Annotated in this window: 26 protein-coding genes; 16 read left to right on the top strand and 10 right to left on the bottom strand. The window is 70.0% G+C overall.

The window, feature by feature from the left end; genetic code table 11:
- The first annotated feature begins 17 nt into the window (after nt 1-17).
- The 9 genes from KM427_RS17705 (at nt 18) to KM427_RS17665 (ending at nt 9,542) form a co-directional block, all read left to right on the top strand.
- Complete coding sequence (locus KM427_RS17705) at nt 18-728, top strand: TetR/AcrR family transcriptional regulator (RefSeq protein WP_215524756.1); 711 nt, start codon at nt 18-20, stop codon at nt 726-728.
- Nucleotides 729-949: 221 nt separating this feature from the next.
- On the top strand, nt 950-1,981 hold the full coding sequence (locus KM427_RS17700; RefSeq protein ID WP_252275419.1) for a Rieske 2Fe-2S domain-containing protein: 1,032 nt from the start codon (nt 950-952) through the stop codon (nt 1,979-1,981).
- 85 nt (nt 1,982-2,066) lie between these two features.
- Nucleotides 2,067-3,647 (top strand): class I adenylate-forming enzyme family protein, encoded by a 1,581-nt coding sequence (locus KM427_RS17695; RefSeq protein WP_215524754.1) that lies wholly within the window; start codon nt 2,067-2,069, stop codon nt 3,645-3,647.
- A complete protein-coding gene (locus tag KM427_RS17690; RefSeq protein WP_252274616.1) occupies nt 3,644-4,684 on the top strand; it encodes a ferredoxin--NADP reductase in 1,041 nt (346 codons plus the stop codon). The genes KM427_RS17695 and KM427_RS17690 overlap by 4 nt, the downstream gene beginning before the upstream one ends.
- Nucleotides 4,685-4,929: 245 nt before the next feature.
- Nucleotides 4,930-6,138, top strand: coding sequence for an ABC transporter substrate-binding protein (locus KM427_RS17685; protein ID WP_215524753.1), 1,209 nt, complete (start codon nt 4,930-4,932; stop codon nt 6,136-6,138).
- A gap of 52 nt (nt 6,139-6,190) precedes the next feature.
- Nucleotides 6,191-7,063, top strand: coding sequence for a branched-chain amino acid ABC transporter permease (locus tag KM427_RS17680; RefSeq protein WP_183593504.1), 873 nt, complete (start codon nt 6,191-6,193; stop codon nt 7,061-7,063).
- Entirely contained in the window at nt 7,060-8,112 is a 1,053-nt protein-coding gene (locus tag KM427_RS17675; RefSeq protein WP_183593505.1) for a branched-chain amino acid ABC transporter permease, read from the top strand. The genes KM427_RS17680 and KM427_RS17675 overlap by 4 nt, the downstream gene beginning before the upstream one ends.
- Nucleotides 8,099-8,860, top strand: a complete 762-nt coding sequence (locus KM427_RS17670) for an ABC transporter ATP-binding protein (protein WP_183593880.1) — start codon at nt 8,099-8,101, stop codon at nt 8,858-8,860. The genes KM427_RS17675 and KM427_RS17670 overlap by 14 nt, the downstream gene beginning before the upstream one ends.
- Nucleotides 8,847-9,542 carry an ABC transporter ATP-binding protein gene (locus KM427_RS17665; RefSeq protein ID WP_183593506.1) on the top strand — a complete coding sequence of 232 codons (696 nt, stop codon included), beginning with the start codon at nt 8,847-8,849 and terminating at the stop codon, nt 9,540-9,542. The genes KM427_RS17670 and KM427_RS17665 overlap by 14 nt, the downstream gene beginning before the upstream one ends.
- Nucleotides 9,543-9,783: 241 nt before the next feature.
- On the opposite strand, the gene KM427_RS17660 is transcribed toward KM427_RS17665, so the two are convergent.
- The 6 genes from KM427_RS17660 to KM427_RS17635 all read right to left on the bottom strand — a co-directional run bounded on the left by KM427_RS17660 (nt 9,784) and on the right by KM427_RS17635 (nt 13,825).
- Entirely contained in the window at nt 9,784-10,110 is a 327-nt protein-coding gene (locus tag KM427_RS17660) for a cupin domain-containing protein (RefSeq protein ID WP_183593507.1), read from the bottom strand.
- Nucleotides 10,111-10,184: 74 nt separating this feature from the next.
- Nucleotides 10,185-10,994, bottom strand: a complete 810-nt coding sequence (locus tag KM427_RS17655) for an enoyl-CoA hydratase (protein WP_215524752.1) — start codon at nt 10,992-10,994, stop codon at nt 10,185-10,187.
- A complete protein-coding gene (locus tag KM427_RS17650; protein ID WP_215524751.1) occupies nt 10,994-11,815 on the bottom strand; it encodes a thiamine pyrophosphate-dependent enzyme in 822 nt (273 codons plus the stop codon). Before KM427_RS17650 ends, KM427_RS17655 begins: the two co-directional genes overlap by 1 nt.
- A complete protein-coding gene (locus tag KM427_RS17645; RefSeq protein WP_215524750.1) occupies nt 11,812-12,936 on the bottom strand; it encodes a thiamine pyrophosphate-binding protein in 1,125 nt (374 codons plus the stop codon). Before KM427_RS17645 ends, KM427_RS17650 begins: the two co-directional genes overlap by 4 nt.
- Nucleotides 12,937-12,938: 2 nt before the next feature.
- A complete protein-coding gene (locus KM427_RS17640; RefSeq protein WP_183593883.1) occupies nt 12,939-13,232 on the bottom strand; it encodes a 4Fe-4S dicluster domain-containing protein in 294 nt (97 codons plus the stop codon).
- A 2-nt stretch (nt 13,233-13,234) separates the two neighbouring features.
- The gene (locus KM427_RS17635; protein WP_215524749.1) at nt 13,235-13,825 is read right to left on the bottom strand and encodes a 2-oxoacid:ferredoxin oxidoreductase subunit gamma family protein; all 591 of its coding nucleotides are present in this window, start codon (nt 13,823-13,825) and stop codon (nt 13,235-13,237) included.
- A gap of 97 nt (nt 13,826-13,922) precedes the next feature.
- Between KM427_RS17635 and KM427_RS17630 the strand changes: the two genes are divergently transcribed.
- The 3 genes from KM427_RS17630 (at nt 13,923) to KM427_RS17620 (ending at nt 17,193) form a co-directional block, all read left to right on the top strand.
- Nucleotides 13,923-14,582: a TetR/AcrR family transcriptional regulator gene (locus KM427_RS17630; protein WP_183593510.1), complete on the top strand. Its 660-nt coding sequence runs from the start codon at nt 13,923-13,925 to the stop codon at nt 14,580-14,582.
- Nucleotides 14,583-14,599: 17 nt separating this feature from the next.
- Nucleotides 14,600-16,066: a class I adenylate-forming enzyme family protein gene (locus KM427_RS17625; RefSeq protein WP_215524748.1), complete on the top strand. Its 1,467-nt coding sequence runs from the start codon at nt 14,600-14,602 to the stop codon at nt 16,064-16,066.
- 68 nt (nt 16,067-16,134) lie between these two features.
- Nucleotides 16,135-17,193 (top strand): D-2-hydroxyacid dehydrogenase, encoded by a 1,059-nt coding sequence (locus KM427_RS17620; RefSeq protein ID WP_215524747.1) that lies wholly within the window; start codon nt 16,135-16,137, stop codon nt 17,191-17,193.
- Between the two features lie 80 nt (nt 17,194-17,273).
- Here KM427_RS17620 and KM427_RS17615 read toward each other — a convergent pair whose 3' ends face one another.
- From KM427_RS17615 to KM427_RS17600, 4 genes are read right to left on the bottom strand one after another with little or no spacing between them, the layout of a single operon-like run.
- Nucleotides 17,274-18,044, bottom strand: coding sequence for an ABC transporter ATP-binding protein (locus KM427_RS17615; protein WP_252275417.1), 771 nt, complete (start codon nt 18,042-18,044; stop codon nt 17,274-17,276).
- A complete protein-coding gene (locus tag KM427_RS17610; RefSeq protein ID WP_183593514.1) occupies nt 18,044-18,922 on the bottom strand; it encodes an ABC transporter permease in 879 nt (292 codons plus the stop codon). Before KM427_RS17610 ends, KM427_RS17615 begins: the two co-directional genes overlap by 1 nt.
- Nucleotides 18,923-18,924: 2 nt before the next feature.
- Nucleotides 18,925-19,239: a hypothetical protein gene (locus tag KM427_RS17605; RefSeq protein WP_215524745.1), complete on the bottom strand. Its 315-nt coding sequence runs from the start codon at nt 19,237-19,239 to the stop codon at nt 18,925-18,927.
- Nucleotides 19,236-20,279, bottom strand: coding sequence for an ABC transporter substrate-binding protein (locus KM427_RS17600; RefSeq protein WP_183593516.1), 1,044 nt, complete (start codon nt 20,277-20,279; stop codon nt 19,236-19,238). Before KM427_RS17600 ends, KM427_RS17605 begins: the two co-directional genes overlap by 4 nt.
- Before the next feature lie 192 nt (nt 20,280-20,471).
- Between KM427_RS17600 and KM427_RS17595 the strand changes: the two genes are divergently transcribed.
- The 4 genes from KM427_RS17595 to KM427_RS17580 are packed head-to-tail and all read left to right on the top strand — an operon-like array spanning nt 20,472 to nt 24,072.
- Nucleotides 20,472-21,632, top strand: a complete 1,161-nt coding sequence (locus KM427_RS17595) for an acyl-CoA dehydrogenase family protein (RefSeq protein WP_215524744.1) — start codon at nt 20,472-20,474, stop codon at nt 21,630-21,632.
- 9 nt (nt 21,633-21,641) lie between these two features.
- Nucleotides 21,642-22,742, top strand: coding sequence for an acyl-CoA dehydrogenase family protein (locus KM427_RS17590; RefSeq protein WP_215524743.1), 1,101 nt, complete (start codon nt 21,642-21,644; stop codon nt 22,740-22,742).
- A complete protein-coding gene (locus tag KM427_RS17585; RefSeq protein ID WP_215524742.1) occupies nt 22,739-23,173 on the top strand; it encodes a nuclear transport factor 2 family protein in 435 nt (144 codons plus the stop codon). The genes KM427_RS17590 and KM427_RS17585 overlap by 4 nt, the downstream gene beginning before the upstream one ends.
- Complete coding sequence (locus tag KM427_RS17580) at nt 23,170-24,072, top strand: TIGR03619 family F420-dependent LLM class oxidoreductase (protein ID WP_215524741.1); 903 nt, start codon at nt 23,170-23,172, stop codon at nt 24,070-24,072. The genes KM427_RS17585 and KM427_RS17580 overlap by 4 nt, the downstream gene beginning before the upstream one ends.
- Nucleotides 24,073-24,227: the final 155 nt, after the last annotated feature.

Genomic DNA, 24,227 nt, shown 5'->3' with positions numbered 1-24,227 from the left:
GACAGGGAGAGCCGATCATGGAGGTGCGACCCGCCGACGACCGGGATGGCCCGTCGCCGACGCGGTCGGAGCCGCCGTTCGGCGGGATCCTGCCCACGGAGGAGGAGCGCCGCGCCGATCCGAGGAAGGCGATCCTGGCGGCGGCCGCGGAGCTGTTCGCGGCCCGGGGTCCGGCGCAGGTCTCCCTCCGCGCCATCGCCACGGAAGCCGGTGTGCCCTACAGCCTGATCTACCGCTTCTACCGGACGAAGGAAGAGCTCGTGGCGCGGGTCATGGGGCTCTTCGTGGTCGCCGGTCGTCGAGCGGTCGCGGACGAGGCCGACATCTACGACGCGATCGGCAACGCCTTCGTGGTCGACTCCGGATGGTTCGGACAGATGATCGTCTGGGCGATCGCCGACAAGACCGCGCCCGATCGCCTGATGCGTGGCGACTCCCGCTCCGGTGCCTACCGTGCCCAGATCGAGGAGATGTGGGCGGATCCGCGCCCTCCCCAGGTCCGAGGTGACTTCGATCCGCGCGTGCTCGCGTCGATCGTCCAGCTGATGGCCCTCTCCTGGGACATGATCGAGCCCTATCTCACGGCGCTCGCGGGCCCCGACATGCCGGCCGCGGCCGACCAGCGCACGGAGGTCATCGAGCTCCTGAAGCTTCTCGTGTACGCCGCTCGACCGGTCGAGGCGCCAGGGTCGCCGGATGGCGAACAGGAAGCTCCCGCCGACCGCTGACCTCCCCGGCTCGGGTACGGAGCGATCTCGACCCTGGTCGGCGACCTCGGCGCCGGCGACGTGACGGCCCGCGATGCGGCTTCGGGCCGCTCGGATCGCGCGCTCCGAAGCGCACCAAGCAGTCGCGCTGCGGACCCGTTGACCGCACTGTAGCCACTGGCTACAGTGAGGCCGCTGCGGCCGGATGTGATGCGCTCCCCGAGGAGGTACTGGTGCCGAAGATGGCGCTGTCGATGAAGCCCACGGGCTGGTTCCAGGTCGGTTGGTCAGCGGACATCGGCGCGGGGGAGGTCGTGCCGATGCGGTTCTTCGGGCGAGATCTCGTCGCCTATCGCACCGACGGCGGCGAGTTCGTCGTCCTCGATGCCTACTGCGAGCACCTCGGAGCCAACCTGGCCCATGGAGGCACGGTTCACGGCGATGACATCCAATGCCCGTTCCACGGCTGGCGATGGAGTCCGCAGGGCAAGAACACCTGCATCCCGTATCAGGACTCGATCAACCGCGCCCGACGCGTCCCCTCCTGGCACACAGCCGAGCGTGACGGCGTGCTCTACCTGTGGCACGACCTCGAGCGGGGCGCGCCGACGTACGACGCGCCGGGCATGTTCGATCTCTTCGCGGCGTCGGGCTCGTCCGGGGACTACCACCCCGCGCACCCCGCGGGCATCTTCCGTTCCGAACCGCTGCCGGTCCACCCCCAGTACGTGATCGAGAACGGCGTCGACTTCGCGCACTTCAAGTACGTCCACCGCGCCGACGAGATCCCCGAGGTCGTACGCCGCGAGTTCGGCGAGCACGAGTTCCGTTCGGAGCTGGCGCTGCGCTTCCGGCGGCAGCTCGACGATGGACAGGTCGAGATGGTCACCGGTGGCGTCGAGGCCTGCGTCGTCGGCGTCGGCATCGCGTACTCCTATGCCTGGGGCATCGGCAGGATCTGCAGCCTGACCGCGGTCACGCCCGTGGACGACGAGAACGCCGTCGTGTGGTACTCCGCCTGGGCGAGCAAGGAGGCCGACGACGAGACCATGCTGGCGAGGAGGCAGCGCAGCGCCATCGGTCAGCTCCGCGCCGACCTCCGGATCTGGGAGCACCAGCGCTACACCGAGCCGCCCGGCCTGGCCACGGCGGAGGCCGCCGGTTTCCGCGACGTCCGAAGGTGGGCGCGGCGCTTCTACCCGCCCGGCGAGCAGGGGCACGAGGTCACCGACCAGCTCGCCGCCACTGATGCGCCGTCCGGCGCGGTCCGGTGACGCTGACCCCCGAGGTGCCGGCCGACCGCGCATGGACGGCGCGACGATCGCCCGCCTCACCGGAGAGCTGCGCCGAGGAGCGGCCATGACCGAGCTGCATGAGGTGACCGTGCTGTGGTCGATGCTCGAAGCGCGCGCTCTCCGGAGTCCCGACGGCGTCATGCTGGTCGACGAGTTCGGCCGCAGCATGTCGTTCTCGCGTGTCAGGCACACGGCCGAGCAGGTGGCCGCCGGTCTGCTCGAGGCGGGTGTGGAGCCGGGGTCGGTCGTCAGCTGGCAGCTGCCCACCCGGATCGACACCGTGATCCTGAGTCTCGCGCTCGCCCGGCTCGACGTCGTCCAGAACCCGATCATTCCGCTCTACCGGCGCCGTGAGGTCGGGGCAATGCTGCGACAGTGCGGGGCCGCCTGGCTGCTGACCGTGGACACGTTCCGCGGATTCGACCACGGGTCGATGGCACGCGAGCTGGCCGCCGCCTCCGGTGACACCGTGCGCGTCATGGTGCTCGACGGACCGTTGCCGCGCGGTGACGTCTCGCGACTCCCACCGCCGCCGTCGCGTGGAGACGAGGTGCGGTGGATCTACACGACGTCGGGCACCACCTCCGCGCCCAAGGGCGTCTGCCACTCGGACGCGTCACTCATCTCGGGAGCGCTCGGACTCACGATCGCCGCCGGCGTGACGGCGGACGACGTCACCTCGATTCTGTTCCCGTACGCGCACATCGGAGGTCCCGACATGCTGATCACCGGTCTGTTGGCCGGGATCAAGACGGTGCTGATGGAGACCTTCGAGGCGTCGCGGGCGATGTCCCTGCTGGGTCTGCACGGCGCGACGGTCTCCGGGGGCAGCACGCCGTTCTACGCGATGTTCGTGGCGGAGCAGCGCTCCAGGTCGCACCTGCTGGTCCCGAGCCTGCGTGCCTTGGTCGGGGGTGGCGCGCCGATGCCGGAGGCGCTCTACCACGAGGTCGAGAGGGTCCTCGGCATCACGACCTTGCACGGGTTCGGAATGACGGAGAGCCCGATGATCACGAGTGGCACTGTCGAGGATACCGTGGACCAGCTCGCGACGACCGTCGGCAGGCCGGTCGAGGGATGCGAGGTCGAGATCCGGGACGATGCTGGTGACCCGTGTCCGACGGGCGTCGCCGGCCACGTCTGGATCCGGGGGCCCATGCTGTTCAAGCACTACCTCGTCGACGGCGACGTCGTGGCTCCCTTCGACGAGCGCGGCTGGTTCTCCACGGGCGACCTCGGGTTGAGCCGGCCGGACGGGCACCTGGTGCTGGTCGGTCGCTCGAAGGACCTGATCATCCGCAAGGGCGAGTCGCTCAGTCCGGTGGAGATCGAGGAGGTGATCTCCGCGCACCCCGCCATCGCCGACGTCGCCGTCATCGGAGTCCCCGACCCCGATCGGGGCGAGCGGATCTGCGCCGTCGTGCAGGTGCGACCGGGCTTGGCCGTGCCCGGAGTCGCCTCGCTGCGTGAGTTCTGCGTCGAGGAGGGCCTGTCGTGGTTCAAGGCGCCCGAGCAGGTCGAGATCGTCGACTCGCTGCCGAAGACCCCCACGCTGAAGACGCGGAAGCAGGAGCTGCGCGACCGGTTCGCCGACGGGCCGGCGCAGGCCGCCGCGGCCGGGTCGCAGCTCCCGTCGCGCGCGTGAGCGCCGTGACGGCCGCTGCCACCCTGCTGACGGTGGTCGACGTGATCGACGAGACGAACGACGCCAAGTCGGTCGTGCTCAGGCCCGGACGGGACGACGCCCCGCGATTCGCGTATCGACCGGGCCAGTTCCTGACGCTGCGAGTGGGCAGCGGTGAGCGGATCGCTGCCCGTTCGTACTCGCTGTCGAGCTCGCCGACCACCGACCCCGAGCTGAAGGTGACCGTCAAGCGAACCGAGGGCGGGTACGGCTCGAACTGGATCTGTGACCACGTCGCCGTCGGAGACGAGATCCTCGCGCTCCCACCGGCCGGCCGGTTCACGCCGCGGGACCTCGGCGCCGATCTGCTGCTGTTCGCCGCGGGCAGTGGGATCACGCCGATGATGTCGATCATCAAGGAGGCTCACGCGGCCGGGTCCGGTCGCGTGACCCTCGTCTACGCCAACGCCCGGCGCGACGGTGTCATCTTCGCCGAGGCGCTCGACGAGCTGGGTCGGACCCGGGGCGGCCGGCTCACCGCCGAGCACTGGATCGGGGCCGAGGCGGGACGCCTCAGCGCCGAGCAGGTCGCGGAGTACGGCCGGCGCCACCCCGCCGACGAGGTGCTCGTCTGTGGCCCGGCCGGGTTCATGGACGTCGTCCGTGCGGGCCTGGCAGCCGCTGGGATACCCCGCGACCACGTGCGCCAGGAGGTCTTCGCCTCGATCTCGGGCGACCCGTTCGCCCCCGCGGACGTTCCCGAGCGCGCCGAGACGACGGCGGACGGCGCCCTCGCCACGGTGCTCATCGGCGGGGACACTTTCGAGCTCACCTGGCCGCGGCAGCAGAACCTCGTCCAGGTGCTGCTCGAGCGCGGCGTCGACGTCCCCTACTCGTGTCGCTCCGGCGAGTGCGGGTCCTGTGCGTGCTCCATCACCAGCGGGGAGGTCCGCATGGAGCACTCGGGCGTCCTGGACGAGGAGGACATCGCCAGTGGCTACGTCCTGGGCTGCCAGGCCCACCCCGTCTCGGACGCCGTCTCGGTGAGCTTCACCTGAGCTGCTTCTGCCCGCGCCGACGGGCACACCGCTGCCGTCGGGTTCGGCCGCCCCGAGTTGTCCGCGGGCCGGATCGGAGCCGATCACAATGCGGCGATCGTCAAATACAAAACACTGCTTTACAACGGGCGAACTGCGCTCTAGGCTCGCGTGACCGACACCACAGGCGCTGACTCCGCACCCGGATCGTGATGCTCGGGGCGAGGGCTCGCGGTGCGGTCATGCGCAGCTTCCTAGGAGGACTCTTGTTCACGTCACGACCTCTGATCGCCGCATCGGCGGCGACCGCTGCCGTCATCCTTCTCGCCGCGTGCAGCGGTGCGGACGGAAGCGACGAGGGCAGCAAGGCCCAGGACGACGTCCGCCTTGCGTTCCTGTGGGAGATCGAGGGGGAGAGCCCGGTCGGGCTGTCCGACTTCCAGAACGGCGCCGATCTCGCGATCGACGAGATCAACGAGGCCGGCGGCATCGACGGCCGCCAGGTCACCTACACGCGAGTGCCCGCATCCCCGCTCGATCCGCAGGCCTCCACGGCCGCCTTCCTGAAGGCGACCAACGACGAGCCGGCGGCGATGGTGGGGTTCCTCGCGTCCGGCCAGACCGTCGCGGCGAAGTCCGCGCTCGATCGTGCCCAGATCCCGGTCATCGGCATCTACGAGGCCGATGACGCCGTCCGCTTCGGCAACCAGGGCAGCGAGTTCAGCTGGGCGCTGAACGGCTCCGGTCAGGGAACCAGCCTGGCCGCGGTGGAGTTCATGACCGAGGACCTCGGCCTCACCTCACTCGGGCTGATGGGGACCAACGAGGCCTTCGGCCTCGGGCAGATCGAGTCGAGCGAGGCGGCCCTCGACGAGCTGGGCGCCACCTCGGTGGGCACCGTCACCTACGACCCCACGGCGACCGACCTGACCCAGCAGGTCCTCGCCATGAAGGACGCCGACGGCGTGCTGAACTGGGGCTATCCCAACCCGCTCGCCGTCCAGCTGAAGCAGTTCGTCGAGAACGGTCTGACCATCCCGACCATGACCGGTGCCTCCGGCCCGATCGTCGTGAACGCCGGGCTCGCCACCGGCAAGGCGATCGCCAACTTCTACAGTGCGCTGCCCTGCAACCCGGGTGGCACCGAGAGCGCGGCGCTGCAGGACTTCGCCGCCGCCTATCAGGAGAAGTACGACGCATCGGCGACCAACCTCGCCGCCCAGGCCTACGACGCGGTGTACGTCGCCAAGAAGGCCATCGAGGAGGCCGGCAGCGATGCGGGCGCCGACGTGAACGAGGCCCTGGCCGAGATCAGCGTCGCCCCGGAGGACGGCATCGTCTGCTCGAGTGGCTACCAGGCGGATGGCTCACACATCCTGAACCACGAGGTCAACATCGCGCGGTTCCACGCCGACGGTTCCTCCGAGACGGTGTCGACGATCCAGGTGCCCGAACTGCCGGTCGCGGGGGAGTGACGCAGGTGCGGACGAGGTTCGCGTCCGGCGAACCCGTGGCGGGGTGAGGGCGGTGGACAAGTTCATCGCCCTCACCGCCAGCGGCATCGCGTACGGCGCCGTGCTGACGCTGGTGGCCCTCGGCTTTCTGGTGCTCTACAACGCCACCGGAATCGTCAACTTCGCCAACGGCGACCTGGTGACGCTCGGTGCCTACGTGGGCATCTGGACGACCGTCGATCTGGGCCTGCCGACGATCCCGTCGTTCCTGGTCACGCTGGCCCTGATGGCCGTCGTCGGGCTGGTGCTGGAGGCCCTGGCCTACGAGCCCCTGCGCAACCAACCCGCGCTCGTGGCGGTGATGGGGACGCTCGCAGCGGCGATCATCCTGCGTGGGGTCATCGGCATCTGGCAGGGCTCGACGCCGCGAGCGCTGCCGAGTCCGGTCGGCGACGCGGTCGTCCACATCGGCGGCGCGCCCATCGCCGGCCACCGGATCCTCATCGTGGTGGTCTCCGGGATCGCGGTCTGCCTGGTGGGACTGCTGTTCACCCGCACCTCGTTCGGTCGTCAGCTCCGCGCGCTCGCCGACGATCCGACGACCACCCGGCTGATGGGCGTGCGCGTGCGCGCGGCCGCGCGTATCAGCTTCGTCGCCTCGGCCGTCCTGGCCGGATTGGGCGGTCTGCTGATCGCTCCCATCGGCGCCGTGGACCTCACCTTCGGCTTCAACCTGATGATCACCGCCTTCGCGGCGGCGATCCTCGGTGGCTTCGGCAGTCTGCGTGGCGTCGTGATCGCATCGTTCGTGATCGGCCTGCTGCAGGCGCTGGTCGGCGGCTACTTCCTGGTGGGCTACTCCAGCGTCCTGGGCGCTGTGCTCCTCCTGGCGGTGCTGGCGGTGCGCCCGAGCGGCCTGTTCTCGATGGAGAGGTCGAGACTGTGAGTTCCCGGATCGCGTTCCCCGCCCGGCTGCGTCCCACGGCCGCCACCGCGCCGGTGGAGGTCGAGCACTACCGCCGGCGCCGCGTGAGCCTCGTCCTGTTGATGGCCGTCGTCGCCGCGTTCGCGCTGCCCGCCATGGCGACCAGTCGCTCGGACGCCTACCAGGTCAACGTGTGGCTGCTCTACTCCATCGCCGCGCTGGGCTTCTACTGGATGTTCTGCCTGGGTGGGAAGTTCGCCTTCTCCCAGGCGTTCCTGATGGGCCTCGGAGGCTTCGTCTCCGCGGCTGTGACCCAGGGCGGCGAGCGGTCGTTCCTCTGGGGGGTCGTCGTCGCTGTCGCGACGACGGCGGCACTCGGCGCCGCGCTCGGGTGGGTCCTCCGGGGCTGCGGCGAGTTCTACTTCGCGCTGGGCACGTTCGCCTTCGTCCAGCTCGGGTCGGTCTACGTTCAGAACAACGACTGGATCGGCGGCCAGCACGGCACCCAGTTCGGGCTGGCGCCACCGACGATCGGGGATCGGGTGTTCCTCTCCGATCAGGACGTGTTCTGGCTGATCCTCGCCGTGCTGACCGTCTGCATGGTCGCTGCCGCGCTGATTGAACGGTCGCCGGCGCGTCGTACCGCGCTCGCCGCACGGACCAACCCGCTGGTCTCCGCGCTCTCGGGCGTATCGGTCCGGACCACCCCGATCATGTTCCTCGCCCTCGGCTCGGCCCTGGGTGGGCTGTCCGGCGCGATCCTCGCTCACTGGCAGGGTTCCGTCGCCCTGACCAGCTACGGGCCGGACCTGGCCATCGGGATCCTCCTGATGGTCATGCTCGGCGGCACCGGGTCGATCTGGGGCCCGGTGATCGGCGCCGGTGTCTATGTGTTCCTCCCCACCACCCTGACCGGCCTCGAGCAGTACTCCGAGGTCGTCTACGGCGCACTCCTGCTGATCTGCATCGTGGCAGCTCCCAGCGGGATTGCCGGCGGGGTGGAGCGGGTCTGGCGCTACCTCTCCCGTCGGCTGCGACGGGGTCGAAGGAGTACGGATGTTGCGGGCTGAGGGCGTCAGCGTTCACTACGGCGGAGTCCGGGCCGTCGACGGCGTCGACGCGCACCTCGACGAGGGGGAGCTGCTCGGCCTGATCGGGCCGAACGGCAGCGGCAAGAGCACGCTGCTCAACGCCTTGTGCGGTGTCGTCGCGGCGTCCGGCAAGGTCCGCATCGACGGCCGGCCGATGCCACTGGGCAGCCCGGCGGCCGCCCGGCGCAACGGCATCGCGCGCGTGTTCCAGGTCCCCCAGACCTACCCCGAGCTCAGCGCGCTCGAGAACGTCGTGGTGGGCAGTCACGAGCAGGGCCTCGTCGGCGTCGCCGGGGCCTGGTTCCGGCGCCGTGCGATGTGGCGGCTGGAGCGGTCCCGGTGCCGCGAGGCGATGGAGACCCTGGAGATGTTGGGGCTGGCCGACGTCGCCGCCGCGCCGGCCGAGTCCCTGAGCTACGGCCAGCGCCGCCTCGTCGACCTCGCCCGCGCCATGGTCGCCCAACCCCGGCTCGTGCTGCTCGACGAGCCGAGCGCCGGCCTCAACGACAGCGAGACCGAGCACCTGGGTGGGCTGCTGCGCACGATCAACCGCGACCTCCCGATGGTGCTGGTCGACCACAAGATGGGGCTCATCACCAGCCTGTGCCATCGGGTGACGGTCCTCGACACCGGGACCGTCGTCGCCGACGGTCCCCCCGGCGAGGTGCTCGCCGACCCTGCCGTGATCCGTGCCTACCTGGGAGGACCCGTCGATGCTGAGAGTTGACTCGCTCGAGGTCCACTACGGCAGCACGCACGCCGTGCGGGGAGTGTCCTTCGAGCTGGCCGAGGCGGGGTCGCTCGCGTTGCTCGGCGCCAACGGGGCCGGCAAGAGCTCGGTGCTGTCGGCGCTCAGCCGGCTGGTTCCCTCCACCGGCCAGGTGCACCTCGCCGGCGAGGACATCACCAGGCTCCCGGCCGAACGCGTCACCCGAGCCGGGCTGATCCACGTGCCCGAGGGTCGTCGGGTCTTCCCGAGCCTCAGTGTTCACGAGAACCTCCTGATGGGCCTGATCGCCCGCGGGAGCAGGTCGGCCGAGTATGCGATCGACGACGTGTACGACCTCTTCCCGCCGCTGCGGCCGCTTCGCCGGCGCTCGGGCTACGCCCTGTCCGGCGGCGAGGCCCAGATGGTCGCCGTCGGGCGCGGGCTCCTCGGCGCGCCCAACGTGATGATGGTCGACGAGCCGTCCCTCGGCCTCTCGCCGCTGATGACCGAGACCGTGGCGGAGGCCCTGATCACGGTCTCCGCACGCACCTCGCTCGTCGTGGTCGAGCAGAACCTCCAGGTGGCCACCCGCATCTGTTCCGACGCGATCGTGCTGAGGGCGGGCGAGGTCGTCCTGCGCGGCTCCTCGGCCGACGTACTCGGCTCCGAGGACGTCGTCTCCTCCTACCTGTCGGCCTAGGCCACGGCCGCGGCGTCAGGCTGCCGGCAGCCGCTGCCCTGCGGCTCGCCGGATCCCCGGACGGCCATGGCGCGCGCAGCCGCCCGCGCGCACGTCCGGACGAGCTCTGACTGCGGTGTCGTATCGGGCCGCCGGTCAGGTGCCGGCGAACCGGCGTTGCTCGCCCGCACCACGAGAACGGGCCCGGGGGGAGCGACACTCGCTCCTCCGGGCCCGCCTCACAGGCTCGACCGGCTACGGCTCAGTCCTTGAGCTCCACGATGATCTCGTAGAACTCCTTCTCGCCGGTGTTCACGGCCGCCTCGACGCCCCCGCGCTCGGAGTAGAGGACGTTGCCCGGGATCACGTCCGCCTCGAGTCGCTGGCCGGCGTACTCGGCCCACGCGCCCTGGCACTCCGGTTCGAAGTCCGCGGCCACGCGGTCACCGTGGATCTGAATCATCAGGTAGTCACGCTTGTGCTCGTGGATCGGCTCCTTCTGGCCGGGAGCAAGCCGCATGTCCCACACGGCCACACGATCGTTCTCGAACAGCAGGTTGCTACCCACGTTTCCCAGGGCCTTCTCCATGACCTTTCCTTTCAATCTGAAAACACTAATTTTGGTTGCAGTATCTACGTTTCTGTGACAGAGTACACAGATTTTCAGGATTCCTGTCGAGCTTGGTCGTGCTCCTTGACGTCCTGCACGCCGCCGAGGAGCGGCTGACCGGTGCGAAGCAGGGCGTTGGCGTGTCCGGTCCAGTGGATGTCGAATCCGGCCTGGAGCGCGGCGTACTGGCCGGAGACGTCGAGGGTCTGGTTGACGGCTCGCTTGGCCTGGGCGAGGGCCCAAGGATCCATGGCGGCGATCGTCGTGGCGAGCTCCATGCTGCGGGCGTCGAGGTCGTCGGTGGGGACCACGTGGTTGACCATGCCGGCGTCGTGGGCTTCGTGGGCACTGATGCGCCGGCCGGTGAAGAGCATCTCCTTGGCCTTGCGGGCGCCGAGCTCCCAGGTGTGGGCGTGGTACTCGACGCCGCAGATGCCGAAGAGCACGACGGGGTCGCTGAAGTAGGCGTCTTCGGCGGCCACGATGAGGTCGCAGGGCCAGATCACGTTCAGCGCGCCGGCGATGCAGGCTCCCTGGACGGCCGCGATGGAGGGCTTGTGGACGTCGCGCCAGCGTCGGCTGAAGCCGAGGTAGTGCTCCTGCTCCCAGCGGTAGCCGGTCTCGACCGGGCCCTTGCCCTCGATCAGGTACTTGTCGGCGGGCGAGGCGATGTCGTGGCCGGCCGAGAAGTGCCGGCCGTTGGCGCGCACGAGGATCACGACGACGTCGTCGTCCTGGGCGGCACGGGTCCAGGCCCGGTCGAGCTCGACGAGCAGCTCCGGGTCCTGGGCGTTGTGGACCTCGGGCCGATTGAGCGTCAGGCGTGCGACGCGGTCGACGACCTCGTAGGTGACCTTGCTCATCAGTGGGCACCGTTGTGGCCGGAGTCGTTGCTGCGGTCGAGCACGACGCCGAACCGGTGGATGGGCTCGATGTTGTCGTTGAGGTAGTCGGGTGCGTCGAGGGTGTCGACGAACCAGCCGGTGGGGCACATGGTGAGGATCTCGACGAACGAGCCACCGAGTCCGGCGGTTTGGACGGCGAGTGCCTCCTTGACCATCTTCTTGGTGCGGGCGACGTTCGTGTGGGTGTTGACCGCGCCGCGGGCGACGTACGCGGCGCCGTCGAGGCGGGCGATCAGGTCGCTGATGACGATGGGGTAGCCGTGCTCTTGGGCGGTGCGGCCCTCGAGGGAGTTCTTCGTGCGTTGCCCGAGGACGGTGGCTGCGGTCATGTGCCCTCCGGTCTCGCCGAAGACGCCGTTGTTGAGGAGGAAGCAGGTGACGGATTCGCCTCGTGCCATGGTGTGCAGGACCTCTTGGAGACCTTCGTTGACCATGTCGCCGTCCCCCTGGACGGTGAGGACCAGGGAGTCGGGCAGGGAGCGCTTGACTCCGGTCGCGAGCGATGGTGCGCGGCCGTGGAGGGCTTGGAGGACCTCGACGTCGAGGTTGTTGGAGTAGGCGGTGTAGCAGCCGATGCCGAAGATCGCAATCGTCTTCTGGGCGAGCTCGAGCTCCTCGACGGCCTCCATGATGAGGCGCATCGCGATCGGCTCGCCGCAGCCCGGGCAGAGGTGGTGTGCTCCTTGGTTGATGAGTCCCGGGGTGAAGTCGTCGACCAGCTTGGCGGCCTGGGTCGGGGCGCTGGTCGACTCGATGATGGGGAGGGAGCGGGTGGTCACGAGATCTCCTCGAGGGTCGTCTGGATCCGGGCGCGGACCGAGGTGACGTCCAGGTCGGGTGCGATGCCGAATCCGGAGGAGTCGACGCTGAGGCCCCCGATGAAGCGGACGTCGGCTCTCTCCATGACCGACAGCATCACGTCCTCGATCATCTGGCCGCGGTTGTTCTCGTAGACGGCGAACGCCTTCGCGCTGCTCGCGGCATTGCGCAGCACCTCGGTGGGGAAGGGGTAGAGGGTGATCGGTCGGATGTAGCCGACCTTCGCCCCGTCGGCGCGCAGGTTGGCGACCGCCTCGCGGACGTACTGCGCCACCGTGCCATAGGCGACGACCACCAGGTCGGCACCCTCGAGGAACCCGGTCTCGGCGCGCGGCTGGACCTCGCGGCCCATCACGTCGAGCTCGGCGCCACGCCGGCCGTAGAACTCGGCGAGGTCGTAGCCGACGTCGTCGCCGCGCTTGGTGTCGGCGATGGGGGAGATCAGCTTGGCCTTGCCGGTCCCGCCCGTCGCCCCGTCCAGCGCCCAGCTCCGATCGGGCTCCGGCCCGAAGTCGATGCGCGCGGTCGAGACCGACTGCCAGGTGTGCGCGATGTAGTAGTCACCCATCACCAGGACCGGGTTGCGCCAGATCGCCGCCAGGTGGAATGCCTCCTGGACCAGGTACACCGCCTCGGTGACGTCCTTGGGGGCCAGCACGATGTGCCGGTAGTCGCCGTGTCCACCACCGCGCGTGGCCTGGAAGTAGTCGCCCTGGGCGCGGGCCATGTTGAGCACGACCAGCGGGAGCCGTGCGTAGGTGATCTCCGCGAGCGACTCCTGCATCAGGGACAGGCCCTGCCCGGTCGACCCGGTCGCCGCCGGCGTACCGGTCGCCGCGGCGCCCCACGCCATCCCGACCGCCTCGAGCTCGCTCTCGGCGTTCACGCAGCTCCCACCCTGCGCCGGCAGGTGCTTGGCCATGGCCTCGAGGACCTCGGTGAACGGCGTCATCGGGTAACCGGCGAAGAACCGACACCCGGCGCTGATCATCGCCCGCGCGATGGCCTCCGAACCCTCCAGGAACTCCGGCTCGGCCGCCGACTCGCTCGCCGACGACCCACTCGATGCCACCTGCGCCACGCTCACTGCACTCCTTCCGACGACTCCAACGACGACTCCGGCGGTGGATCACTCACCTCGTGCTCGACCGGCGTCTCGAACCGGTAGACCTGGAAGACGAAGTCAGGGCAGATCTGCGAGCAGGCCTTGCACCCCACGCAGCCCGGAAGGAGCTGCGGGTACGGATACCCGCGGACATTGACCTCGTCGGTGGTCATCACGAGCACGTCGACCGGACATGCCGCAACACACAGATCGCAGCCCTTGCACGCGTCAACATCGATGACGACCGTGCCCGTAGAACGAATGGTCGCCATCGTCACGGCACCGCCACTCGGGACGCGCCGTCGACGGCATCTCGGCGGGCGATGTCCGACCCGGCCCGGAAGCCGACCTCGAGCGCCTCCCGGTTGAGCTCGGTCAGCTTGCCACGGTAGGCCGGGAGGGCAGCGGGGAGCGCCCCGACCAGCGACTCCAACGGCACCAGCTCGGTGATCGCGGCGAACGCACCCAGGAGCACCGTGCACGCCACCTGCTTGCGCCCGACCTCGATCGCCAACGCGGTGGCCGGCACCCGGCTCACCCGGCGAAGGTCCTGGGGAAGCTCGCCCTCGAACACCGTCGAGTCCACCACCACGAACGAGTCGGGTCGCAGCCGCGCCAGCGTGGCTTCGGAGTAGTCGTGATGCATCACGATGCCCGACCACGCCCGCTCGACCGTGGGCGGAGCGACCACGGGCTCATCGGACACGACCACCGTCGCCTCCGTGTTGCCCCCGCGCATCATCCCTCCGTAGCTGCCGAACACCTGCACGAACAGACCCGAAGCCAAAGCACTGCGAGCCATCAGCTGTGCCGACAACTGGATCCCCTGACCACCGATGCCGGTCAAGACGACCTCACGCCGCATCCCACACCACCCTCCTCTGGAGAGCGCCACCCTAATACAGTGACTCGAATCTTGGAAGCAGTGTTTTCAAATGCGACATTTCGCGTACGATGCCGGCATGGCGAAGGAACCTCGAGTGGCCAAGTCGCTGCTCTCCGAGAAGGTCGAGAGCGGGCTGAACGAGCGGCGGGAGCGCTACACGGACGAGGTGGCGAACATCGTGGAGGCGGCCTACAAGGTCATCGAGGCCACCGACTCCACGGACCCGTCCCTCCGCGCCATCCTGAGCGAAGCAGGCATCTCGACCCCGATCTTCTACCGACACTTCGACTCCAAGGACGAGCTGCTCGTCCTGCTGTTGGACGACGGCCGCCGTCAGCTCGCGGAGTACCTCACGTCGAGGCTGGCCAAGGCCCCGACGGCGGAGGAGAAGGTGAAGGCGTGGATCGACGGCATGCTCGCTCAGGTGATCGCGCCTGCGGCGGCGCACCGCACCCGGCCGTTCTTCGTCGACCAGGGGCGACTGGACCGCACGTACGCCGCGCAGCAGCAGGAGTCCGTCCACCGTCTGGTGAGCCTCCTGCACGAGCCGGTGGCCGCGATGTCGCCGCAGCCGACCGACAAGTCCCTGGCCGAGCTCCACTCCACGGCGATCTACGGCCTCGTCACGGCGGTCATGCGCCATCACCTGACCTATGAGACGACCCCGTCCCGGGCCGAGCGGCAGCATGTCGTCGCGTTCTGCCTCGCCGGCATCCGACACTTCGCTGAGCGTTGAGAGCGAGACACGACAGCATGAGGCTTCTCGTCGGCGACATCTTCACCAACGCCGCACGTACGGTCCCCGATCGCATGGCTCTCGCCATCGGCGACCGGTCCTGGACCTTCGGTGAGCTGGACCTGATCTCTGATCAGGTCGCGCACCGCCTGCTCGAGAAGGGAGTCGGCGTCGGGGACCACGTGAGCCTCCGGGCCGACCTCAGCCTGGCCACCGTCGCGCTCTTCGCGGCCACCGCCAAGATCGGTGCGGTCTTCGTCCCGATCGATCCCGCCCTGTCGGACGTGGAGGTCAGCCGCCTGCACGCCACGTTCGACGCGGCGCTGAGCCTGGACACCCACGACGCGGCGCACCTTGTCGAGCACGCGATCGAGCTCGGCCCGGTCGACCCGATCGACGACAGCGAGCTCCACGAGGGCCTGACCCAGGTCATGTTCTTCACGAGCGGCAGCACCGGCGAGCCCAAGGGCATCGCGCTCGGCCAGCGGGTGTTGTCGTTGCGCAGCCACCCGGGCGCCCAGCCGGAGGACCGTGGCTCGGCCGTGTGCCCGTTCCCGCTGTTCCACGTGGCCGGCTGGGCGACCACCCTCCAGCAGTGGCAGGCTCGCGCGGCCGTCATCTATCCCGAGACCTTCCGGGCCGACGCCATCTGCCGGGTCGTGGCGGCCTACCGGGCCGAGCGCATCTACTGCATCCCCGCGATCTGGCGGCGGATCCTCGACCATGTCGCCGAGGCTCGAGCCGTGGGTGGCCCGCTCCCCGACCTGTCGTCGATCCGCTTCGCCGACACGGGCACCTCGGCCACGCCGCTGAGCCTGATCGAAGCCATCCAGGAGCTCGTTCCCCAGGCACGGGTCCGGGTCTTCTACGGATCGACGGAGGGTGGCGCCGTTACCTGTCTGCAGGGTGAGGCGCTGACCGAGCGGGTGGGCTCGTGCGGGCTCCCGATGCAAGGGATCCGGCTCCGCACCGGCGGCGACGGTGAGCTGCAGCTCCAGGGGCCCTGCGTCCTCGAACCGGTGACCGCCGACGACCCGCAGTTCACCGCTGACGGCTGGTTCCGGACCGGCGACCTGGCCGAGATCGACGACCAGGGGTACGTCTACATCGTCGGCCGCGCCAAGGAGGTCATCCGATCGGGAGGCCATTCGGTGTCCCCGGTCGAGGTGGAGGCGGTGCTGGCGACGGTCCCCGGCATCCGCGACGTCGCGGTCATCGGCCTGCCGGACCCGGACTGGGGCGAGATCATCTGCGCGGTCGTCGTGGGCGCCCCGGGCAGCCGGACCCCGGGACTGGAGTTCCTCCGGCGGTGCTGCTCGGACCGCCTCGCGACCTTCAAGCATCCTCGGCGGCTCGTGGTGGTCGACGAGATCCCTCGCACCGCCTCGACCCAGCAGGTTCGCCGGCGGCTCCTGGCGGCGCAGATCGGTGATGCGCCGGTGTCGTCGGCACCGCGGCCACCGGACCGGGTGCCGGCCGGCTGACCACTGCTCCACCCGCGTGCTGGTCGCGACGGGAACCTCCGTGGATCGATCGTGAAGGAGTTCGACCTGTGTCCAATGATCTTGTCACCGTGGCGATCATGTTTCCGGCGTCGTGGGACCACCGACCGGCGGAGGCTCTCGCGGCCGATGTGGCGCGGCTGAAGGCGATCAGCCCGCGCATCGAGGTGGTCGACGAGCGCTACTCCGATCCGGACGAGCTGCGTCTGCGCCGCGGTCAGGATCCGGCCGCCGACCTGCGGCACGAGGCCGCGCCGCTGACCGCCGCGCAGCGTGAGGTGCTCGGACGGGCCGAGGTCGTCCTCGCCCAGGATCTGCCCTTCGACGTCACCGACCTGGCTCCGCGACTGCGCTGGGTCCAGGGCGTGGGCGCCGGCATCAGCCAGCTCGAGTCCGCGGGCCTGCCCGACGGGACCGTCCGCCTCACCAGTGCCGCGGGCGTCAACTCGGTCGCCATCGCCGAGTTCGTGCTGGCGCGGATGCTCCAGCTCTTCAAGCGACTCCCGGAGATCGACGCCCAGCAGCGCGACCGGTCGTGGCAACCGACGTACGGTCGGCAGCTGGCCGGCCGCTCGGTCACCGTGGTGGGCCTGGGGGCGATCGGCCGCCGGGTGGCGGTGTTGTCGCGAGCGCTGGGGATGCAGGTGCACGCGGTCCGGCAGAGCGCCCGGACCGGGGACCTCGATCCCGACGTGGACCGGCTCTTCGGGCCCGACGACCTGCTGTCGGCCGTGTCCGGCGCCGACGTCGTCGTCTCCGCGGTGCCCGAGAGCGAGCAGACCCGGGATCTGTTCGACGCGAAGGTGTTCGCGACGATGCCCGCGGGAGGCGTGTTCATCAACGTCGGCCGCGGCAGCGCGGTCAACGAGGACGACCTCGTGGCGGCGCTCGAGGACGGGCACCTGCGGGGCGCCGCGCTGGACGTGGTGAAGCAGGAGCCGCTCCAGCCGGGATCACCCCTCTGGGATGCTCCGAACCTGTGGGTGTCACCGCACAGCGCGGCCGCACCGGACGAGCACTGGCGCAACGTCTTCGACCTGTTCGCGGGCAACCTGGAGCGCTACCTGGCCGGTGCCGCGCTGGTCAACCAGATCGCGCAGCGCCGGTAGCGGCGACGCCGACGGCGAGACCGCCTGGTGCCCGTCGCGGACGGGCACCAGGCGGTCACCGAGGACGCCGGGGCGGGAGGTCAGGCGCTGCGGACCTCATCACGGAGCAAGTGCCACAGCTGCTCGCGGAACGCCACGAACTCCGGAGTCGCGCGGAGCTCGGGCCGCCGTGGCCGTTCGAACGGCACCTCCTGGTCGGCCAGGAGCCGTCCCGGCCGGTTGGACATGACGAGGATGCGGTCGCCCAGGAGCGCGGCCTCCTCCAGGCTGTGCGTCACGAGCACCACCGTACGGCGGCCATCGGCCTGCCACACCTCGAGCAGCTCGTCCTGGAGCACCTGGCGGAGCTGGGCGTCGAGTGCTGCGAACGGCTCGTCCATCAACAGGATCTGCGGGTTCGGAGCGAGGGCACGGGCGATCGCGACCCGCTGTCGCATGCCACCGGACAGGGAGGCGGGGTAGACGTCCAGGAAGTCGGAGAGTCCCGTCTTCGCCGCCCAGGACCGTGCCAGCCGATCCGCCTCGCGACGCTCGACCTTGGCGAGGTCGAGGCCCAGGCGGATGTTCGCGAGGACGGTCTTCCACGGGAAGATGCTGTAGTCCTGGAACACCATGGCGGCGTCGGGGCGACCGTCCTTGACGCGTACGCGCAGCTCGCCGGCGCTGGGCGTGACGAGGCCGGCGATCATCCGGAGCAGCGTCGACTTGCCGCAGCCGGAGGGGCCGACGACGCAGACGAACTCCCCGTCGCGGACGTCGAGGTCGACCGGGCCGAGCGCATGGATGTCACGCTTGCGCGAGTGGAAGACGCGCTCGACCGCACGGGCCTCGACGGCGTTCCCGGAACGCATCACATCACCGCCCTTCCGGCATCGCGGGGAGCCCAGGGCATCAGCAACCGGCCGACCCACTTGACGACCTCGCCCAGCACGAAGCCGAGCAGGGCGACGGCCACGATCCCGACGTACATCGCCTCCGCCCGGAGGAGCGACCAGGAGTGCCAGATGAGGTAGCCGATGCCGTCCCCACCCTGCACGAACTCGGCGCCGACGATGACCAGGATCGACACGCCCGCCGAGAGGCGGATCGAGACGAAGATCTGGGGCAGGATCGCGGGGATCACGATGTGGCGCATGGCCTGCCACGGACCCGCGCCCAGGGAGCGCCCGGCCTCGCGGTAGCTCTCGGGCATGGACATCACGGCCTCCATGGTGGCGATCCAGACGAAGAAGAAGACCGTGATGGCGATGAGCACGATCTTGGGAGCCTCGCCGATGCCGAAGATCAGCAGCAGCAGCGGCAGGAGCGCCAGCTTCGGCACGGTGTAGCAGGCCGAGAGGAACGGCTCGAGCGCGGCGCGCCAGAGCGGCGACAGGCCCAGGAGGATGCCCATGGCACACCCGCTGACCACGCCGAACGCCAGTCCGATCAGTGCGCGTCTCGTCGAGATGGCGAGCGACTCCTGGAGCTCGCCGGTCCGGACCAGCTCGACGGCGGTCGACCACACGGTCGTCGGCGCGGGGAAGAAGCGCTCGTCGAGCCAGCCGCTCGTGGAGGCGATCTGCCAGAGCGCGAAGAAGCTGATGGGCGCGACGAACGCGATCGCGACCTCGAAGCTGCGCCGCCGCCGTGCGTACGCCGCCGGTTGCCGATCACCGGGCCCGGGGCGGAACGAGAGGTGGCCCTCGGTGCTCTGCTCGTTCCCCGACTCCTGCGATGTGGTCGTCATCGTCAGTCGGCCCCCGAACCTTGGAGATCATCGGCGAGGAAGCTGTCGAGGGCGGCGGCGAGGTCGAAGAGCTCGGTGACCGTCCACGTCTGCGTGTGGTGTGCGGACATGGCCGCGAGCTCGGCGTCGACGGCATCGCCGTCGAGCGCCTCCATCACCAGGAGCCGCCCGCCTCCTGCGCGTGCCCAGGCCCCCGTCAGGACGCCGCGCTCGCGCGCGTCACGCAGCTGCTCGCGAAGCTCGAGCGCGAGGCGACGTCCCTCGGCCGGCTCGATCGGACCGTGTGCACCCTCGACGAGGAACGTCCGCACGCTCACGACGTTTCCGTCAGGGTGGCGTCGATGACGTCGTCGACCGGGATCGGCTCGTCGTACTCGAGGATCCCGCCCACCTGGAGCCACACCTCCTGCAGCGTCTCGACCACGGTGTGGTCGAACGCGAGGTCGGCGGGGAACGTGTATCCGCTGCCGGAGGCGATCTGATCGGGCTTGACGCCGATCGCGTCGGCCAGCACCTTCACCACCTCGTCGTTGCTGTGGTAGTCGTCGGTGAGGTACTCCTCGTTGGTGCGCGCCAGGGCTCGCACGAAGGCCTCCCCGGTCTCGCGACGGTCGTCGAGGAGCTCGCCGGAGAGCAGGTAGCCCGCGATGGACTGATCGGGCGCGAAGCCGACCTGGAGGCTCCCGATGCCGCTCTCGCTCGCGGACGCCCAGTACGGGTCGGTGAGCCAACCCGCGCTGACGGCCTCGTTCTCCAGTGCGACGAGGATGTCGGGTCCCGTGTAGGTCGGGTACTCGAAGTCGGTGGGCTCGAGACCCAGCTCCTGCAGCCACGGGACGACGAGCACGGCATTGGACGCGCCCAGCCCGCCGCTTCCCAGACCCAGGGCCGTGCCCTTGAGCTTGTCGGCGTTCACGCTCCCGTCCGGGTTCAGGAACTCGTCCCGCACCCAGACGCCCTCCTCGGACTCGGGGTTCGGGAGGAACGCCGGCGCCACCCACTTCAGCTCGGCGCCGCTGCTGATGGCGTTGAAGATGTTGGCGGTGACCGAGGAGACGAACACGTCGATGTCGCCGGACTCCATGAGCGCAACGGCGTTGCTGGAGTCGATCGTCGTGAACTCGACGTCCAGCCCTTCGTCCTCGAAGACGCCCATGCCGTCGGCGACGATCGCCGAACCCCAGACCTCGTACGCGCCGGGCCAGCCGACCGTCACCTTCGTCGAACCGTCGGCACCCTCGCCGGCGTCGCTCTCGCCGCCGCACGCGGAGATCGCCAACGCGACCATGCTGACGGCGACGAGCAGCATCGGGCGGGAGGGTCGGGTGCGGCCGGTGTGTGGACGTGGTCGGGGCATGGTGCCTCCTGCTGAGTACGCCGCGGCGAAGCATCGCGGAACGCATGATCGGCGCTGAAATCCAGCGGTTTGATGCGGTGGTTTCTAACGAGAAAGCAATGCTTTGTCAATGGACATCGCTGCATTGACCGGTCGAGCGACGCTGGCTAGAGTGCTGCCGATTCGCCGCATCAGGAGAGGTTCATACCGTCGATGACGCAGCCGAAACAGCCCGACGCCGAGATGCTCTCGGCCTGGCGGCAGGAGGTGCGTGACTTCCTCGAGGCCGAGCTCCCGCCCGACCGGGCGTTCAACACCGAGTTCGACGACGGCCCGGAGCAGTGGGCCTACGCGGTCGAGTTCAGTCGCAAGTGCGCGGCTCGCGGTTGGATCGGTCTGACCTGGCCCGTGGAGTACGGCGGGGGCGGCCGGTCGGCCGCCGAGAACCAGGTGCTGCTGGAGGAGCTCTACGCCGCGGACGCGCCGATGGTGAACTCGGTCGGCTGGTTCCTGGCCGCGGGGACCCTCCTCGCGGGCGGCAGCGAGGAGCAGAAGCGTGAGCTGCTTCCGCGGATCGCCCGGATGGAGACCATCTGGGCAGAGGGCCTCACCGAGCCCGAGGCCGGCTCCGACCTCGGCTCCCTCCGGACGCGAGCAGTGCGCGAAGGAGACGAGTGGGTGATCACCGGCCAGAAGGCGTACACGTCGTGGGGGCCGATGTCCGACGTTCTCTATGTCGCCGCCCGCACTGCCGAGGGTACGCGCGGCGGGATCAGCATCTTCGTCGTCGATCTCTCCAGCCCGGGCGTGACACTCCACCCGATGCGGAACTTCGGCGGCGGCGTTCAGTCCAGCACGTACCTCGACGCCGTCCGGGTGCCTGCCGAGGCACTGATCGGGGAGGTCGGTCGCGGCTGGGACTACATCATGCGCGCGTTCTACGCCTCGGGGACCGTCGAGCCGATCTACGCGTCGCAGGCGCGGCGGCTCGCGGAGCTCGTGTCCTACTGCCGGTCGGTGCCGGGACGACTGGAGGCCCCGGGCATCGAGGCCGACCTCGCCGAGCTCGCCGCCATGGTCCACGCCCAGCGACTTCTCGCCCGTGAGGTCGTGGGCGACGGGATGGCCGGCCGCCGGCCGACGTACGACGGTGGGATCCAGCAGGTGCTGGCCAAGGAGTACGAGCCGCTGTTCGCGCAGATCTACGACCGGGCCCTCGGTCCGCGCAGTCAGCTGACCGCCGGCGCACCGGATGCCCTGCTCGGTGGTCGGCCCGAGGCCTGGTACCGACAGTCGTTCGCGAATCACGCCGGCGGGACACCCCAGGTGAAGCGCATGGTGCTGGCAACTCGCGGCCTCGGGCTGCCGCGGTGAGGGGGAACAGTGGAACTGACGTGGGGTGAGGACTTCGAGGCCCTGGCGCAGGTCGCTCGGTCGGTCTTCGCGAAGGACTCGCCGCTCGTCGACCGCGAGGGGGCGGTCGACGAACGGGACCGCCATCGACAGCTGGTCGAGCTCGGCTGGCTGCAGCTCCACGGTGCGCCGGGAAGCTCGGACGGCGCAGGACTCGCGAGTGCTGCGGGTGTCTTCGTGGAGATGGGGAGGGCGCTCGCGCCGAGCCCGCTGCCGGCCCTGACCCGGGCCCGCGACCTCGCCCTGCGGATCGACTCTCCAGCTGCGGCGGACCTCGCGGAACGCATCGGCGACGGCGAGGAGTGGATCGTCGCCGTGCCTCTCGACGAGCGGTGGGGGGAAGCCCCGATGCGACTCGAGTCGGGCCGGCTGGAGGGTCGAGCGATGGCGGTGCCTCATGCCGCCCGAGCCGACGTACTCCTGGTCGGTGCGCTCGAGGGCGACCGGCCCGTGGTCGTGCGCGTCGATGCTGGTGACGCCGAGGTCGAGTTGATGCCCAACCTGGGGGAGCGGCCCCTGTTCGCGATCCGGTGCGACCGCGTGGAGGTGCGTCCCGACGACGTGCTCGCCCGTGGCGAGGCTGCGGCGCGTGCGTGGGCCGTCTCGGGCAGGCGCGCCGACGTCATGCTCGCGGCGCAGGTCTACGGCGCGGGGCTCCGCCTGCTCGACGCGACCGTCACCTTCGCCGGGCAGCGGCACCAGTTCGGGGGACCGATCGGCCGGTTCCAGGCCGTGCAGTACCTCTGCACCGACATCGCCATCGACGTGCACCTGACGTCGGCGTACGCGCGGGAAGCCGCACGCGTCCTCGACGCCGGGGGTGACGCGGAGCTGGAGGTCGCCCTGCTGCGGCGCCAGGCGAGCCGGACGGCGCAGTCCATGGTGCACGCTGCTCACGAGGTCCATGCCGGCCTGGGGTTCATGCTCGAGTCCGACGTCCACCTCTTCACCAAGGCGGCCAAGTACTGGCAGTTCGAGCTGCACCACCCGACCGACGAGCACACGATCGTCACCTGCCTCGGCGCGGAGACCGGCGTCGAGGTACCCCGGGAGAGCGAGGTCGCCCTGTGAACATCGACGAGCTGGTCGCCCGGGAGTCGGTCCGCGACGTCTACGCGCGGTACAACCGGTCGGGCGACAAGGGGCGCCTCGACGAGCTCGCGGCGTGCTTCACGCCGCTCGGCGTCCTCGACGTGCCCGGCCACTTCGTCGCGCGTGGCCGGGAGGAGATCGTGCGTCACCTGCAGGCCTCGGCCGGCCCGTCACGCTGGACGCGCGGCGGTGCCGAGCGACCTGTCGTCAGGCACTTCCTCGCCAGCCTCCGGTTCGACGAGGTCGGGCCCGGTCTCGTGAGGTCGTCGGCCTACTTCCTGGTGTGTGCGGCGGATGCCGTCGACCATTGGGGCACCTACCGCGACGTCCTGGTGCCGACCGAGAACGGCTGGCTCTTCGAGAGCCGCTCCGTCTCCGTCGACGGCACGGCGGAGCTGATCGAGGCATGAGGTTCACCTTCCAGTTCCCGATGCATGCCGTCGGCAACTGGCAGACCTGGGCCGGCGACGGGTCTTTGTCGGAGATCGCCGTGGCCGCCGAGGAGGTGGGCTTCTCCGCGGTGTCGGCCACCGACCATCCGTTCCCTGGCGACCGATGGCTGAGCCATGGCGGTCACCAGGCCTTCGACCCGTTCGTCGCGCTGTCCTTCATGGCGGCGGCGACCGAGCGCATCCGGTTGCTGACGTTGGTGCTGGTGGCCCCGTATCGGAACCCCTACCTGGCGGCGAACTCGACCATGTCGCTCGACGTGCTGTCACGAGGACGGCTCATCGTCGGCATCGGCGCGGGGTACCAGCGCGCCGAGATGGACGCACTCGGCGCCTCGTACGAGGCGCGAGGAGCAACCCTCGACGCCGTCCTCGGCACGCTGCGCCGCCCCTGGAGCGGCGACGTGGTCCGTGACGAGGACGGCCCCTTCCCGGCGCCGGGCAACCGGATGCTGCCGCGGCCGTGGCAGCCGGAGGGACCGCCGGTGTGGGTCGGGGGGAACGGGGCCGCCGCCCGACGTCGGGTCCGTGACCTCGCTGACGGCTGGCTCCCGTTCGAGCAGCCGGCCGAGCGGGCGAAGGTGACCGACACCCCCAGCCTCGACGCTGCGTCCCTTCCGGAGGCGATCGACGCCATCGCCGCGGGCCGCGTCGAGCGCGGCCGTGACCCGCACTTCGACGTCTGCTTCACACCGCTGCTCTCCGGCTCGGCGCCGGAGCGTGCGGAGAAGCTCGGCTCCATCGCCTCGGATCTCGCGGGCACCGGAGTGACCCACCTCGCCGTGACCGGCCGCGCCGCGAGTCTCGCGGACTGCATCGCTGAGCTGGAGTTGCTCGGCGACGTTGTCCGGCACGCGTAGCTGCGACACCGCCGTCCGGGGCCGACATCAGCGATCTGCAGGAAGGTCGATCGGAGACGGGTCGCCGGCCGCCCGCCCTCAGCAGGACGACCCCGTCGGCGCCGGACAGATGCGGCGGGTGTCACAGGGCGGCCGCTCGGGACCTAAGCCTCGGG

It is taken from the genome of Nocardioides sp. LMS-CY, from assembly GCF_018732145.1.
Taxonomy (GTDB): Bacteria; Actinomycetota; Actinomycetes; order Propionibacteriales; family Nocardioidaceae; genus Nocardioides; species Nocardioides soli.
This window is presented reverse-complemented; position numbering and strand designations above follow the sequence as displayed.